Source organism: Bradyrhizobium sp. MOS002, from assembly GCF_003020115.1.
Lineage (GTDB): Bacteria > Pseudomonadota > Alphaproteobacteria > Rhizobiales > Xanthobacteraceae > Bradyrhizobium.
In genome coordinates this window covers 890982-912103 of the sequence record NZ_PYFX01000001.1, presented here as the reverse complement: position 1 = coordinate 912103, position 21122 = coordinate 890982, and the positions used below count along the sequence as shown (strand labels likewise).

Below are 21122 nucleotides of genomic sequence, written 5' to 3'. Positions count from 1 at the left end.
ACGCCCAGGCTGTGGTGGGCGTGTCGTTTTCCTTACGACATTCCCAGCCCCGCCACCCCGTTTCAAAACCGCCGCAAAACTGGCATAGCTTGCCCATGTCGCACGGCGCGAACGGGGTGGAGCAGGCATGACGCAGGCGGTATTGGGCATCATCGGCGGCTCCGGCATCTACGATCTGCCGGGGCTGGAGGACGCTCGCGAAGAGGTGATCAGGAGCCCCTGGGGTGAGCCGTCGGCGCCCCTGCGGCGCGGCTCAATTGCCGGCCTGCCGATCGTATTCCTGCCGCGCCACGACAAGGGCCACCGGCTGTCGCCCTCCGACATCAATTATCGCGCCAATATCGACGTCCTCAAGCGCGCTGGCGTCACCGACCTCATCTCGCTGTCGGCCTGTGGCTCGTTCAGGGAGGAGCTGCCGCCGGGCACCTTCGTTCTCGTCGACCAGTTCGTCGATCGCACCCACAAGCGCGAGAGTTCGTTCTTCGGGAGGGGATGCGTCGCGCATGTGTCGATGGCGCACCCCGTCTCGCCGCGGCTGCGCATCCATCTTGCCACGGCGGCCGAAGCCGAGGGCATCGCGTTCGCGCGCGGCGGCACCTATGTCTGCATGGAGGGACCGCAATTCTCCACCTATGCGGAAAGCATGACCTACAAGACGCTTGGCTATTCCGTGATCGGCATGACCAACATGCCTGAAGCGAAGCTCGCGCGTGAGGCCGAGCTTTGCTACGCCACCGTCGCGATGGTGACGGATTTCGATTGCTGGCATCCCGATCACGACGCCGTCACCGTGCAGGACATCATCCGTGTTCTGAGCTCGAACGCCGACAAGGCAAAAGCGCTGGTGGCGCGGCTGGCGAAAGACTTCCCGCGCGAGCATGAGCCGTGCCCGATCGGCTCGGACCGCGCGCTCGATACCGCGCTGATCACCGCGCCCGAGGCGCGCGATCCCGAGCTCTTGAAGAAGCTCGATGCGGTGGCCGGGCGCATCCTGCGAACGTGATACGAAAGGCAGAATGCCATGAAGGTCGACGGCAAGCATTTCCGCAGCATCTGGCGTGAGCGCGACGGCTGGTCGGTCGGCGCGATCGACCAGCGCCGGCTGCCGCACGAGTTCATCGTTGCGAAGCTGACCTCGTGCGAGGACGCGGCCCTCGCCATCCGCGACATGCTGGTGCGCGGTGCGCCGCTGATCGGCGCGACCGCAGCTTACGGCATGGCGCTGGCAATGCGTGAGGATGCCTCCGACGCCGGCCTGAAGCGCGCCTACGACACGCTCGTGGTGGCGCGGCCGACGGCGATCAATCTGAAATGGGCCCTGGACGAGATGCGCGCGAGCCTCGCGCCGATCGATCCGCTGGAGCGCGCGGAAGCCGCCTATGCGCGCGCCGACGAGATCGTCGAGCAGGACGTCGAGATCAACCGCGGCATCGCCGCCAATGGCCTGAAACTCATCGAGGCGATCGTCGCAAGGAAGAAGCCGGGCGAGACGGTCAATTTGCTGACCCATTGCAATGCCGGCTGGCTTGCGACCGTCGACTGGGGCACGGCGACGGCGCCGATCTATCTCGCGCATGAGCGCGGCATCAAGGTCCATGTCTGGGTCGACGAGACGCGTCCGCGCAACCAGGGCGCCTCGCTCACGGCTTGGGAGCTCGGCCATCACGGCGTGGCGCATACGGTGATTCCCGACAACACCGGCGGGCATCTGATGCAGCACGGCATGGTCGATCTCGCCATCGTCGGCACCGATCGCGTTGCCGCCAATGGCGACGTCTGCAACAAGATCGGCACATATTTGAAGGCGCTCGCCGCTCACGACAATAACGTGCCGTTCTACGTCGCGCTGCCGTCGCCGACGATCGATTTCACCGTTGATGACGGCATCCGCGACATCCCGATCGAGCAGCGCAGCGGCACGGAGGTCACCGACATGACCGGCCGCACCGCGGACGGACGGCTTGAGACAGTGCGCATCGTGCCGGAGGGCTCGCCGGTCGCGAATTATGCCTTCGACGTCACGCCGGCGCGACTCGTCACCGGCCTCATCACCGAGCGCGGCGTGCTGAAACCCGATCGCGCCTCGCTGGCGGCTGCGTTTCCCGAGCGTATTGCCGCCGCTGCGGAATAATCCGTTCGCCAGGCGGGATTTTTCCACGCTGTTATTGCGAGCGCAGCGAAGCAATCCAGAATCCCACCGCGGAGGCGGTCTGGATTGCTTCGCTGCGCTCGCAATGACGGAGAAGGACGCTCTAGCTCAGCTTCAACCCCGTCGCTGTCTCGAGCTCGGCGATCGCCTGGGCGCCGCTGGTGACCTTGATCGTCGTCATGCCCATCTCGCGTGCCGGCTTCAGATTGACGCCGAGATCGTCGAGATAGACGCAGTTTTTGGGATCGACCTTCAGCGTTTCGACCATCAGCTGATAAATGCGCGGGTCGGGCTTGCGCAGGCCGATCTTGGCGGACTCGATCACATGGTCGAACAGCACCATCACCTCGGCGACATAGAGTGAGCGACCGGTCATGCTGCCGATCGCATTGGCCGGCAGATTGTTGGTAATGCAGCCGGTCTTGAATTGCGCCTTGATGCGCTTCAGCGCTTCGACCATCTCGGGGCGCAAATCGCCCTGAAGCAGCGGGAGCACATCGCGGCCGCGCACCTCAGCGCCGAGAGCCAGCGACTCCGTCGCGAACAAATGATCGAACGTGTCGATATCGACCTCGGCGCGTTCGAATTTGGCCCAGGCATTTTCCAGATGATTGGCGGCATTGGTGCGCCGGATGATGTCGATGGGCAGGCCACGCTCTGTCTCGAACCGCGTGAACGCCTCGAACGGCGAACTCGTCAGCACGCCGCCAAAATCAAAGATCACAGCCTCGATCGTCAAGGTCCCGCCCTCGTCAATTCCTTTCCAAGAGCGCTAGCATGCGCTATCGGCAAGGGCCAGTCCGAAGCCATCCCGCGCCGCCACCGATGCCGATACCGAAGCGTGTTCCCATGAAAAAGCTTGCAACCCTCATTACAACCGCGCTGCTGCTCGCCACGCCCGCTTATGCCATCGTTGGCGGCGGCACGCCGCAGGCCGATGGCGTCGCGCGCGCCGTCGTCACGATCGTCGGCTCGCGCGGTAATTTCTGTACCGGCACCCTGGTTGCGCCAAAGCTGGTGCTCACGGTTGCCCACTGCGTGCAGCCCGGCGCGGACTACAAGATCGTCGATCGCGGCACCGACGGACAGCCGCAACTGCTGAATGTCCGCACCGTCGCGATCCATCCAAATTTCAACATGCAGGCGATGCAAGCGCATCGCGCCACCGCCGACCTGGCGCTGCTCCAACTGGAAATTCCACTCAAGGGAAAATCGACGGTACCCGTCGGTGCGCCGAATATTCCGATCCAGGTCGGCAGCCGCTTCGTCATCGCCGGTATCGGCGTCACCGTGCGTGGCGACGGCAAGAGTGGCGGCGCGACGCGTGTTGCCGGCCTCGTCGCGACCGGTCAGCCCGGTACGCTCCAGATCCGGCTGGTCGACCCCGTAACCAACGGGGTTCGCGACGGAATTGGCGCCTGCACCGGTGATTCCGGCGGTCCCGTGTTCGAGGACAAGCCGACCGGAGCCGTGCTCGTCGGCGTCATCAGCTGGTCCACGGGGCCGAACGGAGCCGCCGGCTGCGGCGGGCTGACCGGCGTCACGCCGCTCACGCTCTATCGCGACTGGATCGTGCAGACCGCGCGGAGCTGGGGTGCGACGCTGTGATTTGACCGCGTCCTGATCTATGTCATCTTGAAGCGGAAGCGCGATGGGCAACCACGTCCGTCGCGGAGGAAACGCGTCGCCCAATCAAGGGCGGCCACAAAAACAAGCAAGGCATAGAAGCAACAATGAATGTCGCTGTTCGCAGTCACGCGGCCAAACAGGCTTCTGAACATTTCGACGTGCTGATCGTCGGCGCCGGTATCTCGGGCATCGGCAGCGCCTATCACATGACCAAGCAGCTTCCGGATGCGAGCTTTGTCATCCTGGAAACGCAGGCGACGTTCGGCGGCACCTGGACCACGCATCGCTATCCCGGCATCCGCTCCGACAGCGATCTCCACACCTTCGGTTATAGCTTCAAGCCCTGGGTCGGGCCGCCGATCGCGACCGCCGAGGAAATCCTCGCCTACATGAACGAGGTGATCGACGACAACGATCTTGCGAGACACATCCGCTACAAGCACAAGATCAATTCGGCGAGCTGGTCGAGCGAGCAAAACCTCTGGACCATCGAGGCGGTGACGACCGACACCGGCGAAGCGAAAACCTTCACGGCGAATTTTCTCTGGATGTGCCAGGGCTATTACCGCCATTCGGAAGGCTATACGCCGGAATGGAAGGGTACGGATCGCTTCAAGGGCCGCATCGTTCATCCGCAGACCTGGCCTGATGATATCGACCTTTCGAACAAGAAAGTCGTCGTGATCGGCTCCGGCGCGACGGCGGCGACGCTGGTGCCGAACATCGCCGACAAATGCGCGCATGTCACGATGCTGCAGCGTTCGCCGACTTATTTCCGCCTCGGCCGCAACGCCATCGAGATCGCGGAGGAGTTGCGCCGGCTGCAGGTCGACGAGGCCTGGATCCACGAGATCGTCCGCCGCAAGATCCTGTTCGAGCAGGACGCGTTCACCAAGCTTTGCTTGTCAAAGCCCGAACAGGTGAAGAAGGAGCTGATCGGCCAGATCAGCGCGGTGCTCGGTCCGGAGTACGATGTCGATACACATTTCACACCGAGCTACCGGCCGTGGCGGCAGCGCATCGCCTTCGTGCCCGATGCCGATCTGTTCAAGGGGATCGCCAGCGGCAAGGCGTCCGTCGTCACCGACGAGATCGAATGTTTCGTCGAGAACGGCATCCAGCTCAAATCCGGCAAGCTGCTCGAAGCCGACGTCATCGTCACCGCAACCGGCTTCAATCTCGCGGCGCTCGGCGACATCGCCTTCGAGGTCGACGGCAAGCCGCTCGCGTTCGGCGACACCGTCACCTATCGCGGCATGATGTTCACGGGCGTGCCGAACATGGTCTGGGTGTTCGGCTATTTCCGCGCCAGCTGGACGCTGCGCGTCGACCTCGTCGCAGACTTCGTCTGCCGCCTGCTCGGTCACTTGAAGGCCAAAGGCAAGAAGAAGGTCGAGGTCCAGTTGCGTGCCGAAGACCACAACATGCCGATCCTGCCCTGGATCGATCCGGAAAACTTCAACCCCGGCTACATGATGCGCAACATGGATCTGCTACCCAAGCGCGGCGACAAGCCGGAATGGCAGCACAGCCAGGATTACTGGACCGAAAAGGACGAGATCCCGAAGACGGATCTGGATGGCGGGGAGTTTGTGTATGGGTGAGGGCCGCTAGGCGCTAACCAAGCATTGCAATGTCGTCCCGGCCTAGTGCGCAATTGCGCACGGGGGCCGGGACCCATACCGCGGAATCTATCGACTGCGGTTGGTGGTAGTCCCACGATAACGAGTCATCGCCAAACTACGTCTTGTGGCTATGGGTCCCGGCCTGCGCCGGGACGACACTGGTTATTGGGTGGGCAGGTCTCAACTCACCCGCAGCACCGCTACGAATTCCTTCTCGTCGCATTTGTCGCAATCGCCGCCGCAGCCGTCCGGTTCTCGACGCCGAGCTTGGCGTAGATCTGCTCGAGATGCTTGTCGACCGTGCGGGGGCTTAAGCCCAAAATCTGCGCGATGTCGCGGTTGGTTTTGCCCTTGCTGAGCCAGGCCAGCACCTCGCCTTCGCGGGTGGTGAGGCCAAGCTCGCTGGTGAATTCGGGTGGCGGCGCGGTGCCGGACTCCTTGGAGAGCCGCAGCAGGAACTCGTTCGGCGCGGTCTCGCCCATGTAGTACAGCCGGAGCTGAGGATTGTCGGGCAGGGAAGCCGCCTGGGACTTCGAGCTGCCCTTGCCCTTTGCCTGCTCCAGCCATTGCAGCAATGATACTGGCAGGACGAAGTCGTCGTCGGCCTGCGCGCCGTGGTGGTCCGCCAGCAGCTTCTGCGCCTGCGGGGTCGCCCACAACAATTTGCCCTGGCGGTTGACCGCGAACAGGAATCGGCCGGACACGTCGAGCGCGGCACGTGCGCTTTGCGTCAGCCGCGCATTGCCGAGATGAACGCGGATGCGCGCCAGCATCTCCTCGATCACGATCGGCTTCGTCACGTAGTCGACGCCGCCGGCCTCCAGCCCGCGCACGATGTGCTCGGTCTCGGCGAGCCCCGTCATGAATATCACCGGGACATTGGCAAGGCCCGCATCGCGCTTGAGGCGGCGGCAGGTCTCGAACCCGTCCATGCCCGGCATCACCGCGTCGAGCAGCACGATGTCAGGCGTGATCTGGTCGACAATGCGCATCGCGGCCGCGCCGTCGAGCGCCACCATCACCGTCATCCCGGCGCTGTCGAGCGCGTCGGTGAGCAGCCGCAGCGTCTCCGGGGAGTCGTCGACAACGAGCGCGACGTCGCGCTTTTTCGACTCAGTGCTCATACGCATGCAACGTCTTCAATGTGGCCATGTACTGGTCGAGATCGAAGCGGTCGATCAGCGACCGCATTTCCGCGACGAAGTCGGCATGCTCAGGATGCTCACTGCCGATCTCGTCCAGCTTCAACTGGATAGCCTTGACGTAGCCGATCTGACCGAGCCCGATCAGCGCCTCGATGTGTCGTACAGGCGGCCGCGAGCCGCTCTCAGGCCGCCATAGCGGCACGGCGATCTCGTCCGAGCCGTATTGCCATTCGAGCTTGAGAAGCTGGCGAATGCCTTCCAAAAGCCTGGGAATGTCGATCGGCTTCATCAGATAGCCGTCGTGGAAGGGCTGCGCCAGCGGTGTGCCGTGGGCTTCGAGCGCGCTGGCCGACACCATCAGGATGCGTGCCTGATGATGGCCGTTCGCGCGCAGCGTCTCCGCGACCGTCCAGCCGTCCATGCCCGGCATGGAAATATCGAGCAGGAACAGATCGGGCCGGCAGTGCTGGGCCAGCGCGAGGCAACCAGGTCCATCTGGCGCACTGAGCAGGATGAAGCCGAGCGGTGTCAGCACCTCGCGCAGGAGGTCGCGATGCACGGGATCGTCGTCGGTGATGAGAATGGTCTTGCGCGCGCCGTGATAGCCGGAGATCGGGGCCTCCACCGGCGCAATGCGCTGCGGATTGGTGACTTCCGATAGCAGCATCTTGACCTTGAACGTGCTGCCGCGGCCGACCGTGCTCAAGACCTTGATGTCGCCGCCCATGACGCCGGCGAGCAGCCGGCTGATGGTCAGGCCCAGCCCGGTGCCGGTGTGCGGCTGCGAGACACCGAGCGCGCCGCGTTCGAAGGGTGCGAAGATGCGTTCGAGATCGTCGCCCTGGATGCCGGGGCCAGTGTCGATCACCTCGAACTCTGCAACCGGGCTGCGATAGTGCACCACGAAATGGACGCTGCCGGCTTGGGTGAATTTGATCGCGTTGGACAGCAGATTGATCAGCACCTGGCGCAGCCGCTTCTCGTCGGCATAGACCACGACCGGCAAATGCGCCGGCCGCCTGAACACGAAGTCGATGCCCTTGGCGGCGGCTTGAAGGCGGAACATGCCGACGAGCTGGTCGAGGAATTCGGACAAGCGCACCTCGTCGCGCGACAGGTACAGCCGCCCCGCCTCGATCTTGGAGATGTCCAGAATGCCGTCGATCAGGCCGGAGAGGTGGTCGGCGCTGCGGCGGACGACGCGGACCTGGTCGCGCGGCTTGGTGTTGAGCGTCGTGTCCTGCTCCAGGAGTTGGGCATAGCCGCTGATCGCATTCAGCGGCGAGCGCAGCTCGTGGCTCAGGCCCACCACGTAGCGGCTCTTGGCGAGGTTGGCGGATTCGGCGATCTCCTTGGCGCGCTGGAGCTCGGCATCGGTGCGCTTGTGCGCGTCGATCTCCTGGATCAGCAGCGTGGTCTGGCGCCTGGTCTCGGCCTCGGCGGCCCGTCGGCTCTGCTGCGCCAGCACGAACAGCCAGGCCACGACCCCGATGATGATGCTGAGCGAGAAGAACACCTTCCAGAGCACGTTGGAGACGAGCATGTTCTCGCCAGGTACGCTGACCGAGGTCTGGAGGTAGATCAGCCCCAGCACCAGCGCGACGAGGCCCGCGGAGACCACGAACACGCCAATGTAGTGGCCGAACTGCGAGTTGATCCGCTGATAGATCGCCTGCGGCAAGATCCTGGCGAGTGCGTCGGCGAACTGCACCTGCGCCCGCGCATGCGGCTTGCACAAATCGTGGCAGCGCGCATCGAGCGAGCAGCAAAGCGAGCAGATCGGGCCGGCATAGGCAGGGCAGGAGGTCATGTCCTCCGGCTCGAAATGGTGCTCGCAGATGCAGCACTGGATCGATTCGATATTGGCCCAGCTCCTCTTGGGCTTGCGCGCGATGTAGTATTTTCCGTCGGTGAGCCACGCGATGACAGGCGCGGTGACGAAGGCGACCGTCAGCGCGACAAAGGCCGCGAGCGCTTTCATGGTCGAGCCGAACAGGCCGTAGAATGCGGCGATCGAGACGATGGTCGCGATCGTCATCGCACCGACGCCGACCGGGTTGATGTCGTAGAGATGGGCGCGCTTGAATTCCATCTGCGGCGGCCGCAGGCCGAGCGGCTTGTTGACCACGAGATCGGACACCAGCGCGCCGACCCAGGCGATCGCGACATTGGAATAGAGCGCGAGCGTCTGCTCCAGCGCCTTGTAGACGCCGATCTCCATCAACAGCAGTGCCACCATCACGTTGAACACCAGCCAGACGACCCGGCCGGGATGGCTATGCGTCAGACGCGAGAAGAAGTTCGACCAGGCGATCGAGCCTGCATAGGCATTGGTGACGTTGATCTTGAGCTGCGACAGGATCACGAACGCGCCGGTGAGTGCCAAGGCCATGTCCGGCTGCGACAGCACGTAGCGAAACGCTTCGAGATACATGTGCGCAGGCTCGGCCGCCAGCTCGCTGGAGAGGCCGTGGCTCAGCGCGAAGAAAGCGAGAAACGAGCCCAGCAGCAGTTTCAGCGCGCCGAAGATGATCCAGCCGGGGCCCGCGATCAGCAGGGCTGCCCACCACGACGTTCGCGAGGTGCGGCGGTCGCGCGGCAGGAACCTGAGGAAGTCGACCTGCTCGCCGATCTGGGCCACCAGCGAAAACACCACCGAGGATGCGACACCGAACAGCAGCAGATCGAAATGTCCGTTGGGGTCGCCGTGCTCGCCGGCGAATTTGCGCCACTCCGTGAACGAGTAAGGGTTGGCCCAGGCGATCGCGGCGAAGGGCAGGATGTGCAGAATGATCCAGATCGGCTGCGTCCAGAGCTGGAAGCGGCTGATCAGCGTGATGCCGTAGGTGACAAGCGGGATGATCGCGACCGCGCTGATGAGGTAGCCGATCGGACGCGGAATGCCGAAGCACATCTCGAGCGCCGTCGCCAGGATCACCGCCTCGATGGCGAAGAAGATGAAGGTGAAGGAGGCGTAGATCAGCGACGTGACGGTCGAGCCGATATAGCCGAAGCCGGCGCCGCGGGTGAGCAGGTCAATGTCGATGCCGCATTTGGCTGCATAATAGGCAATCGGAACGCCGCAGCAGAAGATGATGGTGGAGACGACGAGGATCGCTGCGGTGGCATTGGTAACGCCGTAGTTCAGGGTGATTGTGCCGCCGATCGCCTCCAGCGCGAGAAAGGAGATTGCGCCCAGTGCAGTGTTGGCGACGCGGGCGGCGGACCACCGGCGCGCGCTTTTGGCGGTGAAGCGCAGCGCGTAGTCTTCCAGCGTCTGGTTGGCGACCCATTGATTGTACTGGCGCCTGACGCGATCTATTCGCTGCCGCCCTGCCACTTAAGCCCCACTCCCACTCCCGAACTTACCGGACCCCTCGCAAAACCCGTACCAAAAGCCTACGTCGTCATTTTGCGGTGCAGTATACGCGATCTTGCGTATGCTTGCAGTGCACAAATTCGAGCCATCCTCACGGCACCAATCGCGTGTCCTCGAACAACAGTGGGGTGCTCATGTCAGACGAAGCGAACAAGGGCCTGTTATCGCCGCTCCGGCGCAAATTATTGATGGGAATGGCGGCCTTGCCGGCCATCACGATGCTGCCGCGAGCATCTTTTGCACAGGCCCCGGCGACCTCGGCGGTCAATAGCACGGGCCTCGCGGTCACCGACACCGAGGTGACGGTCGGCATCCTGCATTCGGCGACCGGCACCATGGCCATCTCCGAGACCGGCTCGATCGAAGCCGAAAAGCTCGCCATCGAGCAGATCAATGCCATGGGCGGCGTGCTCGGGCGCAAGATCAAGTTCATCCAGGAAGACGGCGCCAGCGACTGGCCGACCTTTGCCGAAAAGGCCAAGAAGCTGCTGGTCAACGACAAGGTCGCGGCGATCATGGGCTGCTGGACCTCGGCGTCCCGCAAGGCCGTGCTGCCCGTCATGGAGCAGTACAACGGCATGCTCTATTACCCGACCTTCTATGAAGGTCTCGAGCAGTCCAAGAACGTCATCTACACCGGCCAGGAAGCCACTCAGCAGATCCTCGCCGGCCTGAACTGGATCGCCAAGGAGAAGGGCGCGAAGTCGTTCTTCTTCATCGGCTCCGACTACATCTGGCCGCGCACCTCGAACAAGATCGCGCGCAAGCATGTCGAGAACGTGCTGAAGGGCAAGGTCGTCGGCGAAGAATATTATCCGCTCGGCAATACCCAGTTCAACTCGGTCATCAACAAGATCAAGCTGACCAAGCCCGACGTGATCTTCACCGACGTCGTCGGCGGTTCGAACGTTGCGTTCTACAAGCAGCTCAAGGCCGCCGGCATCGACCTCTCGAAGCAGGCGCTGCTGACGATCTCGGTGACCGAAGACGAGATTGACGGCATCGGCGGCGAGAACATCGCGGGCGCCTATGCCTGCATGAAGTACTTCCAGTCGCTGGACAATCCGAACAACAAGACCTTCGTCCCGGCGTTCAAGAAGATGTGGGGCGAGAAGACCGTGATCGGAGACGTCACCCAGGCTGCCTATCTCGGCCCGTGGCTGTGGAAGTTGACGGTGGAGAAGGCGGGCTCCTTCGACATCGACAAGATCGCGGCGGCGTCGCCGGGCATCGAGTTCAAGGGCGCTCCGGAAGGCTATGTGCGCATTCACGAAAATCATCACCTCTGGTCGAAGACCCGGGTGGGACGCGCGAAGCTGGATGGCCAGTTCGAATTGATCTACGAGACCGCCGACCTGGTCGAGCCGGATCCGTTCCCCAAGGGCTACCAGTAAGTCACGGCCATCGCCGCCGTTTCCCTTTCAGGCAAAACCTCTCCCTGGCGTGGATCGCAAGTCCACGCCTAAGACCCCCGCGTCGCGAACCTGCTCGCGACGCGGGACCCTTTCCCGACGGAGGACATCGATGTTCGGCGACTACTCGCTTGGTGACCTTGGCTCCATCTTCGTCATGCAGGGCTTTGCAGGACTGATCCTGTTCTCCGTCTACGTCCTGATGGCGCTGGGTCTTGCGATCATCTTCGGCCAGATGGGCGTCATCAACATGGCCCATGGCGAGTTCATGATCCTCGGGGCCTACGTCACCTGGATGACCTCGAATTTCTTCCAGTCCTATTTGCCGAGCTTGTTCAGCGGCTACTTCTTCCTCGCGATGATCCTGGCCTTTTTCGCGTCCGGTGCGCTGGGGATGTTGGTGGAATGGGTGCTGATACGGCATCTCTACAAGCGACCGCTCGACACGCTGCTTGCGACCTGGGGCCTCAGCCTGATGCTGCAACAGGCCTATCGCTCCGTCTTCGGCGCGCGCGAGGTCGGCGTCGAGCTGCCGCAATGGATGCTGGGCTCGCTGCACGTCTCGGACAGTATCGAGGTGCCGATCAACGGTGTCTTCGTGATGTGCCTCACCGTGCTGATCACCGTCGCCGTCGCCTACGTGATGTACAAATCGCGCTGGGGCCGCCAGGTGCGCGCCGTCGTGCAGAACCGCATCATGGCCGGTGCCGTCGGCATCAACACCGAAAAGGTGGATCGTTACACCTTCGGCCTCGGCTGCGGCATTGCCGGTGTCGCCGGGAGCGCCTTCACCATGATCGGCTCGACCGGGCCGACCTCCGGACAGCTCTATATCGTCGATACGTTCCTAGTGGTCGTGTTCGGCGGCGCGGCTAGCCTGCTCGGCACCATCGCATCGGCCTTCTCGATCTCGCAGACCCAATCCACCCTCGAGTTCTTCTTGTCGGGCTCGATGGCCAAGGTGCTGACACTGCTCGCCGTCGTCGGAATCCTGATGCTGCGGCCGCAAGGGCTATTCGCCCTCAAGGTCCGCAAATAACAAGAAGCAGACAAATCATGGTCATCAACTCACGCTTCTTCAATCGATCCGAGCTCATCGGCTTCATTGTTCTGGCCGCCGTGCTGTTCGTGATCCTGCCGCTGTCGCTCGATGTATTCCGCCTCAATCTGGTCGCGAAATATCTGACCTACGCCTTTGTCGCACTCGGCCTCGTGCTGTGCTGGGGTTATGGCGGCATTCTGAGTCTCGGGCAGGGCGTGTTCTTCGGACTCGGCGGCTATTGCATGGCGATGTTCCTCAAGCTGGAAGCCTCCAGCGTCGAGAACACGAAAATCCAGTCGACGCCCGGCATTCCGGATTTTATGGACTGGAATCAGATCACGTCACTGCCGCTGTTCTGGCAGCCGTTTCACAGTCTCACCTTCACCATCCTCGCCATCATCCTGGTTCCCGGCATCTTCGCGCTGATCATCGGCACCGCAATGTTCAAGCGCCGCGTCGGCGGCACCTATTTCGCGATCATCACCCAGGCCGTCGCGGCCATCCTGACCATCCTGATCGTCGGTCAGCAGGGCTATACCGGCGGCATCAACGGCATGACCGACCTACGCACCCTCAAAGGTTGGGACATCCGGCCCGACCACGCCAAGGTCATCCTGTACTTCGTCGAGGTCGTGCTGCTGTTCGCCTGCATCGGCATCGCGCAGTTCATCCGCCTGACCAAGCTCGGCCGCATCCTGGTGGCGATGCGCGAACAGGAGGATCGCGTCCGCTTCTCCGGCTACAGCGTCGCCAACTTCAAGATCTTCGCGTTCTGCATGGCCGCGGTCTTTGCCGCGATCGGCGGGGCGATGTTCGCGCTCAATGTCGGTTTCATGTCGCCGTCCTTTGTCGGCATCGTGCCCTCGATCGAGATGGTGATCTACACCGCCGTCGGCGGACGGATGTCGATCTTCGGCGCGATCTGGGGGGCCATTCTGGTGAACTTCGCCAAGACCAGCCTGTCGGAATCCTTCCCGCAACTCTGGCTGTTCGGCCTCGGCGCCCTGTTCATCGCGGTGGTGCTCGCCTTCCCGAACGGTCTGTCCGGGCTCTGGGCCGACTACGTGCAGCCGCGGATCGACCGTCTGTTCGCCTCGCGCAAGAAGTCGGACTGGAAAGACAATTCGGTCGCCGACGGCGCGCCGGCAGAGTGAGGAGACGATAATGCTTGTCGGAAGTCAGCCCAAGGAATTCCTGCTCGCGGTCTCCGGACTAACCGTCTCGTTCGACGGGTTCAAAGCCGTCAATGACCTTTCCTTCTATATCGAGGAGAACGAAATCCGCGTCATCATCGGGCCGAACGGCGCTGGCAAGACCACCGTACTCGACCTGATCTGCGGCAAGACCAAAGCGACCGAGGGCTCGATCCAGTTTCGCGGCACGGAGCTGACGAAGCTGAAGGAGAACGAGATCGTCAAGGCCGGGGTGGGACGCAAGTTCCAGACGCCGTCGGTGTTCGAGGATCTCACCGTGTTCGAGAATCTCGAGATCTCCTTTCCGCGCGGTCGCACCGTGTTCGGCTCGCTGACCTTCCAGCGCGACCAGCAGGTCAAGGACCGGGTCGAGGAGGTCGCCGAGATGATCTTCCTCAGGGACAAGCTCAACACCTATGCATCCGAGCTGAGCCATGGCCAGAAGCAATGGCTCGAGATCGGCATGCTGCTGATCCAGGACCCGGACCTTCTGATGTTAGATGAGCCCGTCGCCGGCATGAGCGTCTCAGAGCGCGCCAAGACCGCCGAGCTGCTCAACCGCATCATCAAGAACCGCTCGGTGCTCGTGATCGAGCACGACATGAAGTTCGTCGAGGACATCGCGCACAAGGTCACCGTGCTTCACCAGGGCCAGATCCTCTCGGAAGGGACCATGGAGAAGGTGAAGAACGACCCCAAGGTGGTCGAAGTCTATCTGGGTCACTGAGGAGCACGACGATGCTGGCTATTTCTGATCTTCACGTCGCCTACGGCCAGAGCGAGGTGCTGCACGGTCTCAACGTCAAGGTCGCGCCCAACGAGATCGTTGCGATCATGGGCCGCAACGGCATGGGCAAGACCACGTTGATGAAATCGCTGATGGGCATCCTGCCGACGAAGAGCGGCTCGGTGACCATGGACGGCGCCGAGCTCGGCAGCCTGCCGAGCTACGAGCGCGTCGCCAAGGGCCTTGCCTATGTGCCGCAGGGCCGCATGATCTTCTCCACCATGACGGTGAAGGAGAACATCGAGACCGGCCTCGTCGTCTCCGGCGGAACCGAGGTGCCCGGTGACATCTACGAACTGTTTCCGGTGCTGCTGGAGATGAAGGACCGCCGTGGCGGCAATCTCTCCGGCGGCCAGCAGCAACAACTCGCGATCGCTCGCGCGCTGGCGACCAAGCCGAAAGTGCTGCTGCTGGACGAGCCGACCGAAGGCATCCAGCCGTCGATCATCAAGGAGATGGCGCGCACGCTCAAGCGCATCCGCGACGAGAAGGGGCTTTCGATCGTCGTGTCCGAGCAGGTCCTGAGCTTCGCGCTCGACATCGCCGACCGCGTGCTGGTGATCGAGAACGGCGAGATCGTCCGCGACGATCCGCGCGACGCCGTCGATGCCGCGCAGGTCTCGAAATATCTGTCCGTCTAACCAACCGTGTAAAAGGGGAGCATCTCGATGCCAGAGACACTGATCAAGGTCGATCTCACCAAGTCGGCCTATGAAAATGACATGGTGCATAACCGCTGGCACCCCGACATTCCGATCGTAGCCTGGGTCAATCCCGGCGACGATTTCATCATCGAGACCTATGACTGGACCGGCGGCTTCATCAAGAACAACGATTCTGCCGACGATGTGCGCGACATCGATCTGTCGATCGTGCACTTCCTGTCCGGACCGATCGGCGTCAAGGGCGCAGAGCCCGGCGACCTCCTCGTCGTCGACCTGCTCGACGTCGGTCCGATGAAGGAGAGCATGTGGGGCTTCAACGGCTTCTTCTCCAAGCAGAACGGCGGCGGCTTCCTCACGGATCATTTTCCGCTTGCGCAGAAATCGATCTGGGACATCAAGGGCCTCTACACCTCGTCGCGGCATATTCCGGGCGTCAACTTCGCCGGCCTGATCCATCCCGGCCTGATCGGCTGTCTGCCCGATCCGAAGATGCTGGACACCTGGAACAAGCGCGAGGCCGAGCTGATCGCGACCAACCCGACCCGCGTGCCCGGACTGGCGAACCCGCCATTCGCGCCGACCGCTCATGGCGGCCGCGCCAAGGGTGACGTCAAGGACAAGATCGGCGCCGAAGGCGCGCGCACCGTACCGCCGCGTGAGCATGGCGGCAATTGCGACATCAAGGACCTCTCGCGCGGCTCGAAGATCTACTTCCCGGTCTACGTGCCCGGCGCCGGTCTCTCGATGGGCGATCTGCACTTCAGCCAAGGCGACGGCGAGATCACCTTCTGCGGCGCGATCGAGATGGCCGGCTGGCTGCATCTGAAGGTCGAGGTGATCAAGGACGGCATGGCGAAGTACGGTGTCAAGAATCCGATCTTCAAGCCGTCGCCGATCACCCCGAACTACAAGGACTATCTGATCTTCGAAGGCATCTCGGTCGACGAGGCCGGCAAGCAGCACTATCTCGACGTCACCATCGCCTATCGCCAGGCCTGCCTGAATGCGATCGAATATCTGAAGAAGTTCGGCTACTCCGGCGCCCAGGCTTATTCGATCCTCGGCACCGCACCGGTTCAGGGCCACATCTCCGGCGTGGTCGACGTGCCCAACGCCTGCGCCACATTATGGCTGCCGACGGAAATCTTCGACTTCGACGTGATGCCGTCCTCGGCGGGTCCGATCAAGCACATCAAGGGCGATATCCAGATGCCGATCTCGCCGGACAAATGATCCCTGCGCGACGAGATGTGGGACGGCGTAGCTGCCGCCCCGCATCCGCCGCGGCAGTTCTCTCACAGACAACAGCGTAGGGATGATGCGATGCCGGTCTATGAATATCTCTGTGACGATTGCGGTCCGTTCAAGGATATGCGCCCGATGGCCGAATGCGACGATCCGCAGGTCTGTCCGCAATGTGAAATCATGGCGCCGCGCGTCATTCTGACCGCCCCGAACTTCTTCTGCATGCCGTCGGAGACGCGCAAGTCTCACGCCGTCAACGAGCGCAGCACGCACGCGCCGCAGACGCTCGCGCAATACAAGGCCTCGCATGGCCCAGGCTGCGGCTGCTGCTCCACGGGGAAAAACTCGTCGGACAAGAAGAAGCCGGCGCGGCTGGTGACCAAGACCAGGAGCGGCGCGAAGGGCTTTCCGACCGCGCGGCCCTGGATGATCAGTCACTGATTCACGCAGCAATCTCAAACACAGTAGAGGAGCAATCAATGCTTCACGGTGACATCTCCAGCAGCAACGACACCGTCGGCGTCGCGGTGGTCAACTACAAGATGCCCCGCCTGCACACCAAGGCCGAGGTGCTCGATAACGCCCGCAAGATCGCCGACATGGTGGTGGGCATGAAGACCGGCCTTCCCGGCATGGATCTAGTGATTTTCCCGGAATACTCCACCCAGGGCATCATGTACGATTCCACGGAGATGTATGAGACCGCTTGCGCGGTACCGGGTGAGGAGACCGCGATCTTCGCCGAAGCCTGCCGCAAGGCCAAGGTTTGGGGCGTGTTCTCGCTCACGGGCGAACGCCACGAAGAGCATCCGCACAAGGCGCCCTACAACACCCTGATCCTGATGAACGACAAGGGTGAGATCGTGCAGAAGTATCGCAAGATCATGCCGTGGGTGCCGATCGAGGGCTGGTATCCCGGCAATTGCACCTATGTCTCCGACGGCCCGAAGGGGATGAAGGTCAGCCTGATCATCTGCGACGACGGCAACTTCCCGGAGATCTGGCGCGACTGCGCCATGAAGGGCGCCGAGCTGATCGTGCGCTGCCAGGGCTACATGTATCCAGCCAAGGAGCAGCAGGTCATGATCTCCAAGGCGATGGCGTGGGCCAACAACGTCTACGTCGCGGTCGCCAACGCCGCCGGCTTCGACGGGGTCTATTCCTATTTCGGTCACTCCGCGATCATCGGCTTCGACGGCCGCACCCTCGGCGAGTGCGGCGAGGAGGACTACGGCATCCAATATGCCCAGTTGTCGAAGCATCTGATCCGCGATGCGCGCCGCAACGGCCAGTCGCAGAACCATCTCTACAAGCTGGTCCACCGCGGCTACACCGGCATGATCAATTCCGGCGAAAGCCCGCGCGGCGTCGCCGCCTGCCCCTATGATTTCTACAAGAACTGGATCGCCGATCCCGAGGGCACCCGGGACATGGTCGAGGCGATGACGCGCGCGACGCCCGGGACCGCCGAATGCCCGATCGACGGCATCCCGAATGAAGCGGCGCCCACCAATTACTAGGCTACTATCGCTCGGGGCACTTAGGCAGCGATGTGAACGGGCATACATGCGCGGACATTCTGACGCGGGCCCGCGCGCGTGGAATGCGATTGTGTCGTGCAAACCGTGGCGCGGTTGCAACATCGCCGGCGGAATCAACTCCAGTTGTGCCCTCGACTGTCGATTCCACGGATTCCGTAGTTTCACGGAGGGAACTCGTCGCCTAACTTGCCGGCGGCGCGGGTGAGAGCGCCGGTCATGAGGCGTTGGGGTGGAATTTCGGTCGCCATCGAGCGGGCAGAGCCGGCTACGTATTGGCGTGGCGGCATCGTCCGTCGTTGCGGTGCTGTTCGGCCTCTTCCTGTCGACGAACCCTGTTGGTGCCCAGCAGGTCTTCAACGGATCGCAGACCACGCCGAACGGTGCCATCAACGGCGGCAACGGGGTATGGGACACCACCACCACAAATTGGACGGACGTCGTTGGTTCGACCAGCAACGCCTACGATCCCGCATCAGCCGGCACGATATTCGGCTACTCGGGAGCCTCGACGCCGGCCACGGCCGGCACCGTGACGGTCGCGCCGGGTGGCGTCCAACTCACCAGCCTCGTGGGCTTCGATGTCACCGGCGACAATTCGGTCTACACCATCCAGGGCGGCGACCTCCGGCTGGCCCCGGGCGGCACCACATTCTTCACCAACGATGTCACCGGCACGGCGGACCCGTCGGCCGTGATTGCCTCGCGGATCACCGGCAGCGGCGGGATCAACGTCCAGCGGTCCGGTATCCTGGCGCTGCTCGGCGCCAACACCTATACCGGTGACACCTTCATCTGTTCCTGCGCGGCCTTGCAGCTTGGCGACGCGACCCATACCGCGAGCATCATCGGCGCCGTCGTCAACGAGGGCCTCTTCAACATCGTCAACGCCGACACGTCGGGCATCACAACGCTCTTGAATGACTTCTCCGGCACGACGCAGTTCTTCAACGCGACCTCTGCCAGCGCGATGGTGATCACCAACAATGGCCAGATATATTTCGGAGATCCGACCGGGGGCGGCACAGACACTGCCACGGCCGGCCGCGCGACCATCATTAATGACGGCGGTCTGACCGGTTTCTTTGGCCGGACCAATGCGGGCACGGCCAACATCACCAACCAGAACAACGGCGGCACCGCGTTCGTTGACCAATCCTCGGCCGCGTCAGCCACGATCGTGAACAAGGATTTTGGTGCCACCTTGTTTGGTACGCCGCTCGGATCCGATACGGCGACTGCCGGCAACGCAACGATCACCAACGAGGCCGATGGCCTGACCAATTTCGCCGCGTTCACGACGGCCGGCAACGCAACGATCATCACCAACGACGGCGGCAAGACTGAATTTTACGACAATTCCACCGGCGGCAACGCGCGCTTCATCACCACCGGCACAGGTGTCGTTGACTTTGGGATCAGCCTCGGCCCGAACGGTGACGGCCGCATCACGGCAGGTTCGATCGAAGGCAATGGCACCTACTATATCGGCGGTGGCAACACGCTCGTCGTCGGTAGCAACAATCGCTCGACGCTGGTCGACGGTGTCATCGGCGACTACGATCCGTGCGGGTGCGGTTTCATCGGCTCCGGCTCCCTTGAAAAGGTCGGCAGCGGAACGCTGATCCTGTCGGGTACCAACACCTACACCGGCACGACGACGGTGAATCGTGGCATCTTGCGGGTTGATGGTGATATCTCCCAATCGAGCCTGACCACTGTGAACGCGGGCGGCGCGCTGTTCGGCGCCGGGATCGTCGGCAACACTGTTGTCGCGACCGGCGGCATCTACGTGCCCGGCGACGGCGGGCCGGGCTCGAGCATGCAGGTTCTAGGGGACCTCAGCTTCCAGTCCGGCGCGCTCTACCTCGTGCAGGTCGGTAGCGGAACCACTGCGAGCTTTGCCAATGTTTTCGGCAGTGTCACCCTGAATGGCACCGTCGGCGTCTCGCTGTATGCCGGCAGCACCATCTTGCCGCAGTACAAGATCATGCAGTTTTCCGGCTCTGCCACTGACAATTTTGCCGGGGTCGCGGCTCCGGGAGGCCTGATCGGCACGACGACGGTGGATCCCAGCGGCACCGTCTATCTCAATTTCACGCTCGACTATGGCGCGAAGTATGCTCTCAACGTCAATCAGAAGAACGTCGCCACGACGCTTCAGAATTTCTTCAACGCCAATGGCTTCCTGCAAGCTGAGTTCGCGGGCCTCGGTCCCAACGGCCTGACGCAGGCTTCCGGCGAGTCGGCGACGGGGTCACAGCAGGCCACCTTCAACGCGATGAACCTGTTCATCAACCTGCTGACTGACGTGTTCGGCTCGGGGCGCAGTGGCACGCCGGGCGCGACGCCGTATGCCGACGACACGCGTGCGAATGCCTATGCCGCGACCGGCAAGGGTGCGCTTGACAAGACCACGCGTGACGCGTTCGCCTCGATCTACCGCAAGGTCCCGACTGCGACGTTCGAACAGCGCTGGGACGTCTGGGCAGCTGGTTACGGTGGCTCGCAGACCACGGACGGCAATGCCGCCCTCGGCTCCAACAACACCAGCAGCAGCGTCTACGGCACGGCCGTCGGCCTCGATTATCGCTTCTCGCCGTCGACCATCGCCGGTTTCGCGCTTGCCGGTGGCGGCACGGGCTTCAACGTCAACGGGCTCGGCTGGGGCCGCTCCGATCTGTTCCAGGCCGGCGCCTTCATTCGTCACACGGCTGGGCCTGCCTATATCACGGCGGCGCTGGCCTATGGCTGGCAGGACGTCACGACCAATCGCATCGTCACGGCTGCCGGCGTCGATCAGTTGCGTGCACAGTTCAACACCAACGCCCTCTCGGGCCGTGTCGAGGGCGGTTACCGCTATGCCACGCAGTGGATTGGCCTGACACCCTATGCTGCGGCCCAGGCCACACTGTTCAGCCTGCCGAATTATTCGGAGTTCGCCGTGGTCGGAAACAATACCTTTGCGCTCAACTATGCCGCCAAGGACGTGACCTCTACCCGCACCGAACTCGGCCTGCGCGCGGACAGGTCCTTTGCCGCGGCCGATGGCCTGATGACTCTGCGCGGCCGCCTCGCCTGGGCGCATGATTACAATCCCGACCGCACTATCGGCGCGGTGTTCCAGGCGCTGCCGGGCGCGGCTTTCGTCGTGAACGGCGCCGCGCAGGCGCGCGATTCCGCGCTGACCACGGCGGCGGTGCAGATGACCTGGATGAACGGCTGGTCTGCGTCGGCGACCTTCGAAGGCGAATTCTCGAACGTCACCCGCTCCTACGCCGGCAAGGGCGTCGTGCGCTACGCCTGGTAGGCG

The 21122-nt window shown here is 62.9% G+C and carries 16 protein-coding genes; 13 read left to right on the top strand and 3 right to left on the bottom strand.

Translation table 11 applies throughout. The features are described 5' to 3' along the window. The first annotated feature begins 127 nt into the window (after positions 1-127). Together C7G41_RS04520 and mtnA are read left to right on the top strand one after the other, a co-directional pair. Positions 128-1003 (top strand): S-methyl-5'-thioadenosine phosphorylase, encoded by an 876-nt coding sequence (locus C7G41_RS04520; protein WP_018455934.1) that lies wholly within the window; start codon positions 128-130, stop codon positions 1001-1003. 18 nt (positions 1004-1021) lie between these two features. Next, entirely contained in the window at positions 1022-2131 is a 1110-nt protein-coding gene (gene mtnA, locus C7G41_RS04515; RefSeq protein WP_106941404.1) for an S-methyl-5-thioribose-1-phosphate isomerase, read from the top strand. A 121-nt stretch (positions 2132-2252) separates the two neighbouring features. On the opposite strand, the gene C7G41_RS04510 is transcribed toward mtnA, so the two are convergent. Further along, positions 2253-2888: an HAD-IA family hydrolase gene (locus C7G41_RS04510; protein WP_199198133.1), complete on the bottom strand. Its 636-nt coding sequence runs from the start codon at positions 2886-2888 to the stop codon at positions 2253-2255. Between the two features lie 110 nt (positions 2889-2998). Here C7G41_RS04510 and C7G41_RS04505 point away from each other — a divergent pair, with 110 nt between their 5' ends. Then, positions 2999-3757, top strand: a complete 759-nt coding sequence (locus C7G41_RS04505) for a trypsin-like serine protease (protein WP_199198131.1) — start codon at positions 2999-3001, stop codon at positions 3755-3757. A gap of 125 nt (positions 3758-3882) precedes the next feature. Continuing rightward, positions 3883-5382, top strand: coding sequence for an NAD(P)/FAD-dependent oxidoreductase (locus C7G41_RS04500; RefSeq protein WP_199198129.1), 1500 nt, complete (start codon positions 3883-3885; stop codon positions 5380-5382). A gap of 221 nt (positions 5383-5603) precedes the next feature. On the opposite strand, the gene C7G41_RS04495 is transcribed toward C7G41_RS04500, so the two are convergent. Beyond that, positions 5604-6533, bottom strand: a complete 930-nt coding sequence (locus C7G41_RS04495; protein WP_199198128.1) for a response regulator — start codon at positions 6531-6533, stop codon at positions 5604-5606. After that, positions 6517-9888, bottom strand: coding sequence for an ATP-binding protein (locus C7G41_RS04490; protein ID WP_106941400.1), 3372 nt, complete (start codon positions 9886-9888; stop codon positions 6517-6519). The genes C7G41_RS04495 and C7G41_RS04490 overlap by 17 nt, the downstream gene beginning before the upstream one ends. 173 nt (positions 9889-10061) lie before the next feature. Between C7G41_RS04490 and urtA the strand changes: the two genes are divergently transcribed. The 9 genes from urtA to C7G41_RS04445 all read left to right on the top strand — a co-directional run bounded on the left by urtA (position 10062) and on the right by C7G41_RS04445 (position 21119). Next, positions 10062-11321, top strand: coding sequence for an urea ABC transporter substrate-binding protein (gene urtA / locus C7G41_RS04485; protein ID WP_106941399.1), 1260 nt, complete (start codon positions 10062-10064; stop codon positions 11319-11321). 130 nt (positions 11322-11451) lie between these two features. Continuing rightward, positions 11452-12378 (top strand): urea ABC transporter permease subunit UrtB, encoded by a 927-nt coding sequence (gene urtB / locus C7G41_RS04480; RefSeq protein WP_106941398.1) that lies wholly within the window; start codon positions 11452-11454, stop codon positions 12376-12378. A 17-nt stretch (positions 12379-12395) separates the two neighbouring features. Beyond that, entirely contained in the window at positions 12396-13535 is a 1140-nt protein-coding gene (gene urtC / locus C7G41_RS04475; RefSeq protein WP_106941397.1) for an urea ABC transporter permease subunit UrtC, read from the top strand. Between the two features lie 10 nt (positions 13536-13545). Continuing rightward, positions 13546-14301 (top strand): urea ABC transporter ATP-binding protein UrtD, encoded by a 756-nt coding sequence (gene urtD / locus C7G41_RS04470; protein WP_106941396.1) that lies wholly within the window; start codon positions 13546-13548, stop codon positions 14299-14301. An 11-nt stretch (positions 14302-14312) separates the two neighbouring features. Then, positions 14313-15002: an urea ABC transporter ATP-binding subunit UrtE gene (gene urtE, locus C7G41_RS04465; protein ID WP_106941395.1), complete on the top strand. Its 690-nt coding sequence runs from the start codon at positions 14313-14315 to the stop codon at positions 15000-15002. A gap of 27 nt (positions 15003-15029) precedes the next feature. Further along, a complete protein-coding gene (gene fmdA / locus C7G41_RS04460) occupies positions 15030-16259 on the top strand; it encodes a formamidase (protein WP_007615916.1) in 1230 nt (409 codons plus the stop codon). A 90-nt stretch (positions 16260-16349) separates the two neighbouring features. After that, positions 16350-16712, top strand: a complete 363-nt coding sequence (locus C7G41_RS04455) for a zinc ribbon domain-containing protein (RefSeq protein ID WP_106941394.1) — start codon at positions 16350-16352, stop codon at positions 16710-16712. A gap of 38 nt (positions 16713-16750) precedes the next feature. Next, positions 16751-17791 (top strand): aliphatic amidase, encoded by a 1041-nt coding sequence (locus C7G41_RS04450; protein WP_106941393.1) that lies wholly within the window; start codon positions 16751-16753, stop codon positions 17789-17791. Positions 17792-18089: 298 nt separating this feature from the next. Continuing rightward, entirely contained in the window at positions 18090-21119 is a 3030-nt protein-coding gene (locus C7G41_RS04445) for an autotransporter domain-containing protein (protein ID WP_245446445.1), read from the top strand. Positions 21120-21122 lie beyond the last annotated feature (3 nt).